This window comes from Dysgonomonas sp. BGC7 (assembly GCF_001261735.1).
Classification (GTDB): domain Bacteria; phylum Bacteroidota; class Bacteroidia; order Bacteroidales; family Dysgonomonadaceae; genus Dysgonomonas.
Window position 1 is genome coordinate 134,179 of the sequence record NZ_CVRP01000001.1, and the last position, 14,036, is coordinate 148,214.

General features: G+C 33.9%; 11 protein-coding genes, 1 other RNA gene and 2 pseudogenes. 9 read left to right on the forward strand and 5 right to left on the reverse strand.

What is annotated here, in order from left to right; all coding sequences use genetic code 11:
* Positions 1-2: 2 nt before the first annotated feature.
* The gene (locus BGC7_RS00645) at positions 3-896 is read left to right on the forward strand and encodes a F0F1 ATP synthase subunit gamma (RefSeq protein WP_050699619.1); all 894 of its coding nucleotides are present in this window, start codon (positions 3-5) and stop codon (positions 894-896) included.
* Between the two features lie 96 nt (positions 897-992).
* Here BGC7_RS00645 and BGC7_RS00650 read toward each other — a convergent pair whose 3' ends face one another.
* From BGC7_RS00650 to BGC7_RS00670, 5 genes are all read right to left on the reverse strand, one after another.
* The gene (locus BGC7_RS00650) at positions 993-2,552 is read right to left on the reverse strand and encodes a hypothetical protein (protein ID WP_050699620.1); all 1,560 of its coding nucleotides are present in this window, start codon (positions 2,550-2,552) and stop codon (positions 993-995) included.
* A gap of 15 nt (positions 2,553-2,567) precedes the next feature.
* A complete protein-coding gene (locus BGC7_RS00655) occupies positions 2,568-3,734 on the reverse strand; it encodes an ABC transporter ATP-binding protein (RefSeq protein WP_050699621.1) in 1,167 nt (388 codons plus the stop codon).
* Between the two features lie 248 nt (positions 3,735-3,982).
* A complete protein-coding gene (locus tag BGC7_RS00660) occupies positions 3,983-6,871 on the reverse strand; it encodes a hypothetical protein (protein ID WP_157258598.1) in 2,889 nt (962 codons plus the stop codon).
* 12 nt (positions 6,872-6,883) lie between these two features.
* Complete coding sequence (locus BGC7_RS00665) at positions 6,884-7,396, reverse strand: hypothetical protein (RefSeq protein ID WP_050699623.1); 513 nt, start codon at positions 7,394-7,396, stop codon at positions 6,884-6,886.
* Between the two features lie 30 nt (positions 7,397-7,426).
* A complete protein-coding gene (locus tag BGC7_RS00670; protein ID WP_050699624.1) occupies positions 7,427-8,080 on the reverse strand; it encodes a hypothetical protein in 654 nt (217 codons plus the stop codon).
* Positions 8,081-9,055: 975 nt separating this feature from the next.
* On the opposite strand from BGC7_RS00670, the gene ssrA reads away from it, so the two are divergent.
* The 8 genes and pseudogenes from ssrA to BGC7_RS00705 all read left to right on the forward strand — a co-directional run bounded on the left by ssrA (position 9,056) and on the right by BGC7_RS00705 (position 13,811).
* Positions 9,056-9,453: a transfer-messenger RNA gene (gene ssrA / locus BGC7_RS17535) on the forward strand.
* Between the two features lie 451 nt (positions 9,454-9,904).
* Complete coding sequence (locus BGC7_RS17795) at positions 9,905-10,045, forward strand: hypothetical protein (protein WP_157258600.1); 141 nt, start codon at positions 9,905-9,907, stop codon at positions 10,043-10,045.
* A 144-nt stretch (positions 10,046-10,189) separates the two neighbouring features.
* A pseudogene (locus BGC7_RS18130) lies at positions 10,190-10,513 on the forward strand (phage integrase SAM-like domain-containing protein); the annotation flags it as partial.
* 111 nt (positions 10,514-10,624) lie between these two features.
* Positions 10,625-11,110: a site-specific integrase gene (locus BGC7_RS00685; protein WP_255351442.1), complete on the forward strand. Its 486-nt coding sequence runs from the start codon at positions 10,625-10,627 to the stop codon at positions 11,108-11,110.
* Between the two features lie 295 nt (positions 11,111-11,405).
* Positions 11,406-12,655: pseudogene (locus tag BGC7_RS00690) on the forward strand (ATP-binding protein).
* 30 nt (positions 12,656-12,685) lie between these two features.
* Positions 12,686-12,901: a hypothetical protein gene (locus tag BGC7_RS00695; protein WP_050699628.1), complete on the forward strand. Its 216-nt coding sequence runs from the start codon at positions 12,686-12,688 to the stop codon at positions 12,899-12,901.
* Positions 12,840-13,424, forward strand: coding sequence for a hypothetical protein (locus BGC7_RS00700; protein ID WP_157258604.1), 585 nt, complete (start codon positions 12,840-12,842; stop codon positions 13,422-13,424). The genes BGC7_RS00695 and BGC7_RS00700 overlap by 62 nt, the downstream gene beginning before the upstream one ends.
* 114 nt (positions 13,425-13,538) lie before the next feature.
* Positions 13,539-13,811, forward strand: a complete 273-nt coding sequence (locus tag BGC7_RS00705) for a helix-turn-helix domain-containing protein (RefSeq protein ID WP_050699630.1) — start codon at positions 13,539-13,541, stop codon at positions 13,809-13,811.
* Positions 13,812-14,036 lie beyond the last annotated feature (225 nt).

The following is a 14,036-nucleotide window of genomic DNA, read 5'->3' on the forward strand; positions in this document are numbered from 1 at the left end:
CTATGGCATCTCTTAAGGAAATAAAGAATAGAATTGGCTCGGTAAAAAGCACAAAGAAGATTACCTCGGCAATGAAGATGATCGCTTCATCAAAATTGCACAGGGCTCAGAATGCAATAGGTAATTTTTTACCTTATCAGCAAAAGTTAGATTCTATTTTGACGAATCTTCTTGCTTCTGATACAAGTTATGAATCACCTTTTATTCAGAAAAGAGAAACGAAGAGAATCGCTATAGTAACTTTTGCATCTAACTCTTCATTAGCAGGAGCTTATAACTCCAATGTTATTAAAGAGTTTAATACAACTTATGCTAAGTACAAAAATTTAGGCAAAGAGAATATTCTGCTCTATCCTGTAGGGAAAAAGATTGCAGATGCACTGAAAAAACAAGGGTTAAAAGCTGAGGGGGATTTCAAAGAAATGGCCGATAAGCCTTCTTATCAGGCTGTACAGGATCTTGCAAAAGAGCTGATTGCTAAGTATGTGTCGAAGGAGATTGATGATGTGATTCTGATATACCATCATTTTGTATCTACAGGTACACAGAAACTGCAAACAGTTCCTCTCTTGCCTTTCGATCTTAATCAGGTGGCTGGTAATAGTGTAGTAACAGGTAAAAAAGAAGTTGCTCAGACTGATTACATTTTAGAACCTTCTAAAGAAGAAATTCTGGAAAGCTTGATACCTACTGTGCTTTACTCCAGACTATTTGCTGCGTTGCTCGATGCTAATGCTTCGGAACATGCAGCTCGTACTATGGCTATGCAGATTGCTTCGGACAATGCAGATGATTTGATTCAGAATCTGACCATTCAGTACAATAAGTCACGTCAGCAAGCTGTAACAAACGAATTGTTAGATATTATTGGAGGAGCTTCTGCCTTACAGGGCTGATTATTGTAACTCTTTTGTAGACATAAATAAAGCAGCCTTGAGTATCAAACTCAAGGCTGCTTTATTTATTAAAAGTTATTTAAAGGATAAAGATACCTATTCATCAGCAATACCCTTCCATTTTCTTATCAATATAGATGTAGGATACATAGCTAAAACAACAAAAATTATATTTGTCCAAAACATGTATCTTGTTAGTCGGAAGTTCATATCTATATCTAGATAATTCTTATCCGTATATTCATCAAATAGAAGGACAAACAGGAAGAATAGTGGATAGATACAAGGGACTAGCCATGTTAAGATATTTATGTAAATGGTAGATTTTCCCTTATTCCCTTTAGACCTTATTTTGAAGATTATTTTCGCGAGAAGTGTTATAAATAAACCTATCCAGAAAACAGGGATAATCATGACTATTAGCTCTTTGTCGTAGCTATACCAAAACTCTGCTATTGTGACAGTAAACAGCGTAATTATAAATATAAGTATACCTGTTGTAATGAATGCAATAAGCCATTGTTTACCATTGCTTATTCTGAATGAGAATACAAAAACGGATAAGACAGTGGCTATACAAATGCAAAGCAGGGCAATAGACTCTATATCCTTATTGTCCTGATAACGTCTCAGCACTTGTTCGTATCCTGACTGTAGCTCACTGAATTGTAAATAAGGTGGTGGTGTTTTTATATATCTATATTCTTCTGTATGGATAGGAGAGGCTTGTACATCTTCTATTTCATAATTTTCATAGCCTGCAAGAGAGTAATTTGTAATCATTGTATTTTCGTTGACAGGAAAAAACGGCGGATTATATATTTTCTTAAACCATTGCTGAGTATTTAAATTGATTTTTAGATTATGCTTAGCCAAAAGAGATTCAAAATCCTGCATCACAGATATTATTTTTGCAGTATCTCCATCTCGAAACCAACCTTTTATAATTTCATGCTGTTGAATATGCTTTTGTTTATTCGGATCACAGTATTCGTTCGTTTCTTTATCGTAACAATATTCGTAGTCATTGCTTTTATAAAATAGAAATGAAGGTCCTTTATAACCTTTTATTATGAATCCGTCTTTTGTAGATTCAAAAGCAAACTTATCCATATCTATAGAGTCTTTCTGCAATTTAGCTGTGGAAATTGGAATCGGTTGGTCAAATCTGTTGTTATATAGATATGGCGTATCGTATCCGGCAATCATAAGCTCTGCTTTATATATGATATCTAATGCTTCGCGGGCTTCATCCAAAGATGCAATGGATTTCCATTTAGAGATATGCCCACTATTGATGGATAACGGTACAGAAGCAATCCCTATGCAGATAATAAATATGATTAGCCATTCGGAATATAATCGGGTAGATGTGGATGGGTAGAAATTCTTAAAAGCATTGTTTCTATTGTAGAATATCAACCATCCTATTAGTATCAATATAGATGCAAGAATGCTTCCTACATATACGAGAGCTAACTCATCCATAGAAGAGGATCGGTAATATGTGGATTCGAATGAAGTATCAGTGCATATATATCCGATTCCCCCAAATAAAAGGTGTAGGGATAGAAGGATGAATATCATCGGTACTATCTTTATATTCCATATAGAGGGATAGTTTGACAGTAAATATTTCTGTATTTTGTTTGTCATTGTTACAACGTTTTATTAAGAAAGAAAAAATCTGCGAGTCGAATTTGATATATTTCGAAAATAGACAATGGGTATATTATTATTTAAAAATACCTGTAAGAAATCATTTTGTGATGCTGATTTTGGAAAATGAGCTACATAAGTTCCTCCGTTTATTTGCAACTTTTCGAGATTAAGATGCGCAAAAGCTGTTCTAAGTTGTTCTTGAGTCCATTCACTTTCAAATTCTATAATTAACTCTGTTATATTGTCTGTCTTTTCAGGGGTATCACTTTCTTGCAAATTGGATGGAAATCCATCTTTTAGAAAGATAACACTGTCTGAAGCCTTTTCTACTTCATAAAGCTGTTGGGAGCTAAGAATAATACCCATTGGACGAAATGGAGAACGTGTAATATCCCGAAAGTCATCCAATATTATTTGCTGGGCAAGAATATCAAGATTAGCTAAAGGCTCGTCTATTAATAGTAGTCTGGGTTTACGTAAAAGAGCCCTTGCCAGTTCGAACCGCATCTTGTATCCTGATGATAAATTTTTCCAACTAAATGCTCTATATTTTCTTAATCCCATTCTTGCTATAATCAATTCTACAACAAGGCTGTTTTCTTCTCCTGTAATGCCATATGTGGCGGCTGTGAACTTAAGGTTAGAAAGAAGAGAGCCTTGCCAAGATGTGGTTCGTTGAGGAATGTATATCAACTGAGAGCGTAAAGAAGAACTATCTTTATGCGGAAACAAATAATTTATTTGTCCGCTTGTCGGCTGTAGTTCTCTACACAAGCAGCGAAGTAAAGTGGTTTTTCCATTGCCATTTTCCCCTACGAGCCCGACTATCTGTCCTTCTTTTATATCAAAGCTAATAGGGCCTAGTGCAAAAGCCGATTTTTTGTATGATTTGATTAGTTTATCTACTGATAAAAGGCTTTTATTTGTGCTTAGTGTAATAGGCTTATTTACTAATTCTTTATAGATTTCTTCTAACAGGAAAGAGAATTTTTGTTTTTTCTCATTTATATTCTCTGCATTCTGATCGAGCCAGTTTAATAGATCCAGCGTTTTTGTGTAGAAAATACTATTCTCTGTGTCTAGAGTAAAGTCGATTAGTCGTTTGGTCAAGAAATTGAAATCATCATAGTCGATGAGTTTCTTCGCTTCTTCAAATTGAGATTGGAATATTGTCATATTCTATTTGTTGAGTTGTTTTGTAATATAAGACAAATATATTTTATTTTTCATAGATACCCTCTTTTTGGGAAGAATAATAGGCTCTTTTAGATATGGAATAACTGATTTGTCACTTGTATAGATGTATTTAAGTTCAATATTCTGTTCTACAGGTAATTTTTGTAATTGCTATGTGAATAAAAAAAGGTAGGCCGGAAATATCCGGCTTACCTTTTACCATATAATGTACACTTAAATTTAGAATTTCACTTTATCCCTATATTTCTTATGTCAGGATTTACAGGTATATAGCAAGCCTTGACAACTACAGCAATAGGATCACTATAAACGACTCCACAGCGATCGGTAGTGACTTTTCGGTAATAGTATGTTCCGGACTTTATGTGAGTTGGAGACTCATAGTCTGGTGTTGTTGCACCTTGTATATTTGTCCAACCGGATGTCCCATTTGCACTCGATTGCCATTGATAAGTATAAGCTCCACTGCCGCCTGATGCATCACTTTTTAGTATTGTAGGTTTAGTACGGACGCATAATTCCTGATTCCCAACTGTAGCTCCTGCCGTTATTGGCGGATATACTCTGATGAAGACACTATCCAGTACTGGAGTTCCACAAAATTCGGGCATAACTGATACTTTATACCAACCGGACATGTTTGCAGTAGCATTAGTAATTTCCGGATTTTGAACATTCGAAGTAAAATTATTAGGTCCTGTCCAGTTATAGTTAGTCTCACCCAATGTGATACATTTCAACTGTATGGAGCTTCCTGTACATAAATTGTTTTCGACAGAATAGACAACGCGCGCAGACGATAGCTTGGCAAGAGTCATTTGCTGACTAAATTTATTTCCACACACATCGCTTATGCGCACGGTATAAGTTGAGTCCGGCTCTCCGTAAGAAAAATGTGCTATGTCATTTGTTGTGATATTGCTTATACTTTCTTTTATGGTGTTAGTCTTATTCCACAATTCGTAAGTATAGGGGGCTACTCCATTTATCGCCTTTACTGAAATATTCCCAACACTTCCTCCTACACATACATATGCTGAAGTTGCATAAGGATTTAGGTCTAAAGGGGGAGCTGTATAATCAATAGTAACAGTATTTATTACACATCCAGATGTGCTATTAGTAGTCATGATGCCTAAAGTATAGGTTCCTTTACTAGAAAGGATAAAGGCTTCACCCGGCTTTTTTACGGTTTTATCATAGCCTGTAGGACCATTCGTTAAACGATAAAAAGTACCTGCTGTTTGGTCATTTCCCTGATACGTTATGTAACCGGAAGGTGTCAATTTTAATCCTGCACAAGTTATTTCTGTTGTATAATCTAATTTTTTTCCACTGTATATACCATTAAGAGTTACTGTTGCTATTATTGGAGTTTGGTCGCCGCAGCCATTAATGATAGTTACTGTGTATGTCCCTGCAGGAAGATATGTTGTTGATGCATAGGTGCTAGAGTTTGTTGTGGATATCGTTCCGGTTTGAGTTATATATCCCGTTGGCCCATTAATAGTATAGGTTGTTCCTGCAGGAGGATACCCCCCATTTTGTTTATAGATACGTAAATATCCTCTATCTTCAGAACATTGATCAGAAGAGTATAGAGTCAAAGTATATGATGTGGGAATTGTAGTAGTTCTGCTTATAGTAGTTGAATAATCAGGTTTCGGACTAGATCCTTTATAAATTGCTTTGAACGAATAGCTTTTTCCATATTCTAGATAGCAGCTACTATTTGTTGAGCCTGTTAGAGTATTTGTACACACTATATTTCCTTCTGGATCTGAGATTTCTATTTCAATGGGATAGCAGGGCTCGTATGCAGAGTATGAAACCTTATATTGATTGTTACAAAAGTCATCAGTATAAGAAAAGGAAAAATCAGATCTACTCATATTCGTGCTTGAGGATAATGTATGTCCATTGGCATCCGTTAGCTTGACTGAATAGGAAGTGCTATACTGAAGTTGTACTGTTTCAGAGACAACATAGGATAAATTACTTTTATTTAATACCTCGTTCCCCGAACTGGTCTCTGTGACAAGTATAGAAAGGGGGTAGCATAATAGCCCGTCGTAATCCGTCCATGGTTTGACAGTATAAGAATAAGTCCCACAGTTTCGTGTACTACTATTATTGAAGGAAGGGGTTCTGAAAGAAGCCGCAGATGAAGTGTGTATATCCGGACATCCTTTTATTCTTGTATATATATATAATTTGTCGGTTGTTCCATAGAGATCTTTATATGTATACGGACTTATGTCTAAGATTTTTCTGGCGGATGAATTCCAAACGCTCCATACTGTTGGAGAGCTATCTTTAGGGGCTATCCCAACCTCGTACATCCCATCTGAATAATAACGGTAATAGTCGGGATAGGTCGTATTGGAAACAGATCCTGGCGCCCATGAAATATTATTGTAATCGTAGTTGACAAAAGTGGTAAGAAAAGAGGAATAGCTTGTACTGATAGGGGGGAATCCAGAGATTTCCTCTAAAGAGAAGTTACAAGCAGCAGTATAACAGCCATCATCAACCATGACAATATAGTCTCCAGCAGGATAGTTTGATCCGGGTAAAGTATATACACTACCATTCTTTGTGGGTACTACTTCTATAGGTGTGGTAATCCCTGCCGGAGCAGAAGTGATGGTAAATGAGAATGTTCCACTACCATCTGTGACATTTAATGCAATAATACCAGTGTTGCATCCTGCATATGATTTACGCGAAGTGCTGGAGTTAAATGAAACTTTCGGCACTTTATAATTACCACCAACTACAAGGTTTGATATATTTTTAACCACGTCATACTCACTATCTACTTTACAAAAAGCGCGTACTGTTAGTTGGTACGTTCCCGGAGGAATATTTCTTAAAACATGATCACTTTGCGGATTAATAGAAAAGCCGCTTTCTGAACTTAAACCATATTGTATATTGAAAAGATTAGTTGTATCACCTGAGAGTATTACTGCTATTTCTCCATTAGAAAGACAGGTTGAGTTCTTAATTTGAGTATTTACTGTAAAATTGGAATTACAGGTTTGTGCATTTGCTGATGCTGATATCAACAAGAATGTATATATAGTGAATAGTGTATAAATAAGCTTTTCCATAATATTCATTCATTAGAATTTATCTTTTACCAATACAATAACAAGTTCTCCTTTCAGTGTAAAATCGAAAGAACTATTCCCATATGGTTCAGTAAAAGTGCAAATAACCGTATCGCCTTCAGTTTTCAGTGTATAAAGAGGTGATAGTTGATAGGGTATTGAAAAAGCATCATTAGTATCTGGTTCTGTCTCTTTTGCAGGAACCAGTAGCATTCCTTCATTTACTACATAATACTCCTTGTTGTTGTTCCAAAGTTTGCAACCGACTAAGCGCCCTTTTTGTATCTGTGCAGAGAGTAACACCGGCTGTATAGGAAATGGTAGTTTTTGCAGTTCTTTCAACGATATTGTGTCATTAAAGACATGGGAGAATACTTCAGTATTGTTATTCTTGTAGGCTGTTGCAGTAGCTTTATGAAATGTATAATTGCCATCCGCATTAGATTCTTCTCTAATGGTTTTACTTGTTTGTGAATATATATAAGAAGAGAATAAACACAATATTATTATGTATAATAGTTTCATTTTCAATATTTATTTTGATTCTAATTTGTGTTATTTAACTTTGAATATTATATTCATAAATGTCTTTTCCGATGGGGTAATTATGGTATTTAGTCTATAGGTAAGGACACCTGCATCAGTAAGAGTGACATCTTTAAATACTGTGTTGTCATAATAGGTAATAAAGTATTCAAGTGCAGAACTGCCTAATATAGGCAATGTTGTTGCTCCTGGGCTTTTGGTCGATGATGTCAAATTGTTTAACGCAAATTGTTCGGAATATTGATTATATAAATTAATCGAAAATAGATCTGTTAACGAATTATATGAGTCGTCAGCAATATCTGTTGGTAATACGATGGATGGCATATAAAAGAATTTAGGAATAACAGAATTGACTTCTGCAAATAATTTTACCCATTTAGCTCCGTCATTGTAGTAATATCCCGGACTCACATCTGCTAAAGTCGCAATGTTATAAACTGTCATCCCCGCTGTGTGTGCAGATAGGGGAGAAGGAGACACTGTTGACGAGAGCGATACTCGTGGCAGTAAAAGTCCTTTGGAAGAAGTATTCCCAGAGTTTTCTTTCAGATCTAGTAATGCATCATTGTGAGGAGGCTTGTTTGAGCCAATAGTTACTTGTGCTTGAAGATGTACGGACAATAATCCTAATAGTAGAAAAGAGAATAGTTTTGTTTTCATTGTTATTTGTCTTTTGTCTAAGTATTAATATTATAACCTCATATAAAGTTATATGCTCTATTGTTGTGTTTGAACCAAATAGGTGTGAATAATATAGTTTTATTTGTCGAGTGAATAGAATGAAATAAGTCTTTTGTCTTTTTGTAAGAAATGTTAATATAAAGGTTTTGTCGTATATGTTTATATTTAAATACTATATTTATAACCGTAGGTTTTTCCTCTAATAATGCATCATGTTTACTTACTATTTTCCCAAACAATAAGATAAACAGCGAAGACAAATTACAAGAGGTAAAATGCTTATTAGAGGAAAAGAGACAAATTTTATTACCTACGGTTTTTTTAAACAGTAAATTATACATTTTGAAAAATTGTCTGATTTTTTTTATATTAATCAAGGTTGGGCAGTATGATATATGAGTATAATAAAAAATTATACTGAGTTTGTGTTTTATAAAACAACTGATTATATTATGCGCATAATGCGCATAGGAGGAAAAGTGTATTAATAAAAATTCTCTCTCTCTCTCTCTCTCTCTCTCTCTCTCTCTCTCTAAGAAAACAGACCTAATCTCCAAATTTTCAGAGAGAATAATATAGTTTGTATTTGTGTTTTTGTTGAGCATTTTTTTTACTATTGGTGTAATTCTATACCTTAAATATTTAATATTGGACGGATACAAAATAAATACTTTTTTATAATTGGGACAAATATACATAGTTGTTTAACTTTTTTTAGTTGTTTGTTCTCTATTATATGTTAATTTTTTATTTGTGATTTATTTGGTGGAGATAAAAGTTATTGTTACTTTTTATTCTTCGGGAGGAAGAAACTTTCATTATATAACAAAAAAAGAATTATCTTTGTAGCGGATATTGTTAGAACAGACTTTCATTACTTTTTGTTATTCATTTGTTACTCAATATTCAAGTTTGATATTAAAGCGTTATTTATCAGACGAAAAATAAACCAATGGGGCTGACTGGCTTTGACAGCGAGATGAAATGGTTTGTAAGCATGCAGTGCGTAGTCGGCTGGCACTATAATCTCAGACGTCAAAATTTTAACTGGCAATAACAATTACGCTCTTGCTGCTTAATCGAAGTATAGTAGATTCTAGCTTAATCCTTGCACAGGTGTAAGGACAGGACATCACCCGGAAGCTGTGGCTTCGAAGCGTGCCGATCAGGTGGTGCAGGTAAATCGGAGATAGGATAGAGGAGGCTTTGGTCTTTATCTGAAATTAAAAAGCTAAGGTTTGAGTTGGTGGCTTCGGTCTTGCTCATTCACGAAAAAATAAGCGAGGATAAGCATGTAGAAAGCAAATTAGTTCCTTGTTTGGACGAGGGTTCAAGTCCCTCCAGCTCCACTTTTCAGAATTCAAAAGAGTTCAATTCCGCATAAATCATTGATTTATGCGGAATTTTTTTAGGTGTACAATCTAAAATAATCCGTTTAAATTCATATTTCTGGTGTACTATTCGGTGTACATTTCAATTCTGAAAAAATGACACCGAATGCACTGGTATGTATTTAGTAATCAAATAATTATTAATTTTTAAGTTTCATAGTGATTGGATTATTTTATACTGATTTCATACTGATTTCATACTGAAATTTGATGTACACCTCAAAATCTCACTATTTTTTAGTTTAATCCAATACTAAATATTCATTACATTCTTTTTCTAGGTTCTGGTATGCAACTGTCAGATTCTTTGATTACTAAATATTGTTTTATAAATTCAATAAGATCAACTGTTTGATTCTTATCTAATTAAATCGAAATATATTATTTAGTATTAATTTAAACTGATTTGCATATGAAAACAATGAGTATTGCATTTTTCACAAGAAAAGAGCGTATTAATAAAGGAAATGAGATTCCCGTATTTATGAGAATTACTATTGAAGGTAAACGAGCAGAGTTCTCAATAAAAGAAAAAATCGAAGAAGATAAATGACTGAATGGAAGAGCAGCAGGGAATTCAATTAAGAGTAAAAATTTAAATGATTTGCTAGACTCTTATATGGCAAAAGCAAAAGAGTATTACCGTTTTTTATATGACAAAAACGAATCCGTAACAGTTTTGAAGATTGCAGACCTAATGAAAGGAAAAAATGTCAGTGATAAAACTTTATTATGGCTTTGTGATAAATATATTTCCAAAATATCAAACCTTATTGATAATGGATATGCTGATGCTACATTAACACGTTATCAAACCACAAAAAGACACATAGAAGCCTTTTTAAAGAAGAAATACAGGAAAAATGATATTCTTATTACTGACCTTAACTATGAGTTTATTTCGTAATTTGAAAACTATTTTAAAAGAACTCGTAAATGCAATCATAATACTTCGATGAAGTATTTGAAAAATCTGAAAGCTATTGTAAATCTTGCTTTAAAGAATGATTGGTTAGATAAAGACCCATTTCGTCAATTCACTTGTAAAATCCAACCAGTAGAAAGAGATTTTCTTACGGAAGAAGAAGTCTTAAAAATCAAAAATAAGAAGATAATTGTTGAACGATTAGGAATAGTAAGAGATGCTTTTGTTTTAGCCTGCTTCACTGGTTTATCCGATATTGATATTAAGCAATTAAGAAAGCAGAATATAATTACAGGTGTTGATGGAGAACAGTGGATATATGCTAATAGAGAAAAAACAAATATTATTTCTAAAATACCCCTTCTTCCGGAAGCAGATAAAATAATCAAAAAATATAGTTCTTATTTTCATTTGAGAGAAACAGGTTATATAATTCCAGTACCATCCAATCAGAAGGTTAACGCATATCTAAAAGAAATTGCTGATTTAGCAGAGATTACGAAGAATCTTACATTTCGTTTCGCACGCCACTCGTTTGCAACCCTCGCCCTAAACTATGGAATGTCTATAGAGTCAGTGAGTAAAATGCTAGGACATAATCAAATAAGAACAACACAAATATATGCTAAAGTGACTGAAGAAAAAATAGCTAAAGAAATGGCTGCTTTTAAAAATAGAAAGAAAAAAGCCTAACATACAACAATACACATATAGCCCCTTATCTGATTTCGATTTGCAGTTGTCAAGAAATCCTAGACAACTGTTTTTATATGAAAAAGAACAGATGCAAAACACAGAAAAAATAGGAATAATAAGCGAAAAAGATAAAAAATGTATCATTTTACATAAAGTCATAGGGTAAAAATGTATCTTTATACGCAAAGTCATGTGGCGTTTATGTAAACAGCGAAAAACGACCAAATATATGAGAAGAATAGCATTAGGTTTCTTACAGAAATGGAAACAATAAAAGACACGAAAACCTCTTATTATTAGAGGAGCTCGCCAAGTTGGTAAAACTTGGTTGATGAAAGAATTTGCCAAAAACGAATATGAAAATTTCGCCTATATAAATTTTGAAGACAATCAGCAGCTAAAAACATTGTTTTTAAACGATTTTGATATACCACGTATTTTATTGGCTATCCAGATCGCAACAGGAATAAAGCCAGAGCCAAACAAAACGCTAATTATATTTGATGAGATTCAAGAAGCAGAGAGAGCTTTAACCTCATTGAAATATTTTAGAGAAAATGCTCCCGAATACCATATTGTGGCAGCAGGTTCTTTACTGGGAATTGCATTACATGAAAATACATCTTTTCCAGTGGGTAAAGTTGAGTTCTTAGATTTATATCCTCTAAGTTTTACTGAATTTTTAGAAGCATTAGGAGAACACGATTTGATCGATTTAATTCAGAAGCAGCAATGGGAAATGATAAACACCTTTAAAACAAAGTACATAGAACTGTTAAAGCAATATTACTATGGGGGAGGTATGCCCGAAGTGGTTTCAAACTATGCAATTAATCAGGATTTTAGCGAAGTACGCGAAATTCAGCAACAAATACTTAATTCATACGAACAGGATTTTTCAAAACATGCTCCGACAGATGTCGTTCCACGTATTCGCATGGTCTGGAATTCTGTTCCTGCACAATTATCGAAAGAAAACCGAAAATTTATCTATGGCTTGATAAAACAAAGAGCCAGAGCCAAAGAATTTGAATTAGCATTAGCTTGGTTGATGGACTGTGGTTTAATACATAAAATCATAGAGTATCTAAACCAGCCTTACCCTTGAAAGCCTATGAAGATATGGGAGCTTTTAAACTGTATCTGCTTGATATAGGTTTGCTGGGAGCTATGGCAAACCTTGATGTAAAAACCTTACTTGATGGTAATCTGGTTTTTACCGAGTTCAAAGGAGCTTTGACCGAATAGTATGTTTTACAACAATTGGTTACAGATGCGGAAATCTCAATTTTCTATTGGTCGTCGGAGAAATCAGATGGAGAAATAGATTTACTTATACAATACAAAAATGAGGTTGTTCCAATAGAGGTAAAAGCCGCCGAAAACCTTCAGGCAAAAAGCTTATGGGCTTTTGTCGAAAAGAATAAATCCAAAATGGCTATCCGTACCTCAATGTCAGATTTCAGGGAAGAAATATGGTTAACAAACATGCCTCTATATGCAATCAATGAATTGACAGATTATCTTGAAGCAAAAAGTTAATTAAATTAGCCACAATTAACAGGATACATCATGAAAACAAAGTTCAAATATCAATGGAATAGCTTTTTTGATTATTTAGGAGCATTTGATAGCTCATTTAGTGGAAAACAAAAGTTTTTTTATCAAAATATTCAGAATGACCCTAAAAATAAAGATGAAAAATATTTTGTTCATATTTGGACTGATGAAAAAGAAAGAACAAAAAAGGCGAATATCAAGATATTCAAAATTAATAAATCTCCGTAAAATATCGCTTCCACTTATAATAGTAGCTATTCTCATAGCTATTATTTGTTATTTTTTGCAAAGTTGGTTATCCTTTTCAATATTTTCTATTGGAGCATGGCTATTAATACCCTATTGGATGATTAGCTATGGTTTTACAGCAGATAGAGATAATTGTATTGTTTATTTACAATGGATGAATAGAATGGAAATTCAGGGGAAGATGTCGGAAATAATAGAAGATGCCTTCGATTCGGATATCCAAATAGTAACAACAGCAATTGCGGATATTACAGGAATGACACAAAGTGAAATAAGTGCCTTGTTAACCGCTCTAATATTATCTGATAATTTGAACTTATCCATATCTGAAAAAGAATTTATACGACAGATAGCTTCACAAATAACTTTATCAGGGAAGAACATAAACTTTACTTCTTTTTACAAAAGTTATAGTCGCTTCAAAAATGACACATTTTTAGCTAAATCTGCATACAATGATTTATTGAATAAACTCAATAATATAGATTTCGATAAAAATTAAGTCATATTTATTATCCTGATTTATAGTGTACACTAAAGTAGTTTATTCTGGTCAACAATTTTTCCAAACATATTTTTATTTTTTTGTGCCATGTTTCATTTAAAATAATCGAATATGTCACAGATTCTAACGTACGAAGACTTCAAGGAATTTGAAGCAAAGGTTTTAAAAGAGTTTGAGGGGATAAAGAAAGTCTTACCTTCTATCTCCCCAAAGAAATGGTTACGCTCTTCCGATATTAAGAAATTGCTCGGAGTGTCGCATGGAAAACTACAAACCATGCGTAATAATAAAGAAATACCTTTTACACTTATTGGCGGTACGATATTCTATTCACTTGAAGATGTGAATAAGATGTTGGATGCTAAAAAACAAAAACGGACTTAAGTATTCGCTCGTCGGGAGGAGTGGTCTCCCCCCTTGCCGCTGGGCGCTCCCCGACCGATGAGTTATTGGGATCCATTCGGCTCTGATGGATTGGTTAGCAGAATCATCCGTGCTAAAGTCCTGAGTTTTGTGTATTGGCATTTGAATATTCTGCAATTCCAAACGGAAGCGAAGCTCTTCTGGATAGCGTGTGGCAAAGTTATGGAAATGTATACATTTCCTCCC

Bases quoted from the DNA above. Each gene is read 5' to 3' on its own strand.
- BGC7_RS00665 (WP_050699623.1), bottom strand. From the start codon at position 7,396: ATGAAACTATTATACATAATAATATTGTGTTTATTCTCTTCTTATATA.
- BGC7_RS00660 (WP_157258598.1), bottom strand. From the start codon at position 6,871: ATGGAAAAGCTTATTTATACACTATTCACTATATATACATTCTTGTTG.
- BGC7_RS00700 (WP_157258604.1), top strand. From the start codon at position 12,840: ATGAAAAAGAAAGAACAAAAAAGGCGAATATCAAGATATTCAAAATTA.
- BGC7_RS17795 (WP_157258600.1), top strand. From the start codon at position 9,905: ATGAAAACAATGAGTATTGCATTTTTCACAAGAAAAGAGCGTATTAAT.
- BGC7_RS00670 (WP_050699624.1), bottom strand. From the start codon at position 8,080: ATGAAAACAAAACTATTCTCTTTTCTACTATTAGGATTATTGTCCGTA.
- BGC7_RS00695 (WP_050699628.1), top strand. From the start codon at position 12,686: ATGAAAACAAAGTTCAAATATCAATGGAATAGCTTTTTTGATTATTTA.
- BGC7_RS00650 (WP_050699620.1), bottom strand. From the start codon at position 2,552: ATGACAAACAAAATACAGAAATATTTACTGTCAAACTATCCCTCTATA.
- BGC7_RS00705 (WP_050699630.1), top strand. From the start codon at position 13,539: ATGTCACAGATTCTAACGTACGAAGACTTCAAGGAATTTGAAGCAAAG.
- BGC7_RS00655 (WP_050699621.1), bottom strand. From the start codon at position 3,734: ATGACAATATTCCAATCTCAATTTGAAGAAGCGAAGAAACTCATCGAC.
- BGC7_RS00645 (WP_050699619.1), top strand. From the start codon at position 3: ATGGCATCTCTTAAGGAAATAAAGAATAGAATTGGCTCGGTAAAAAGC.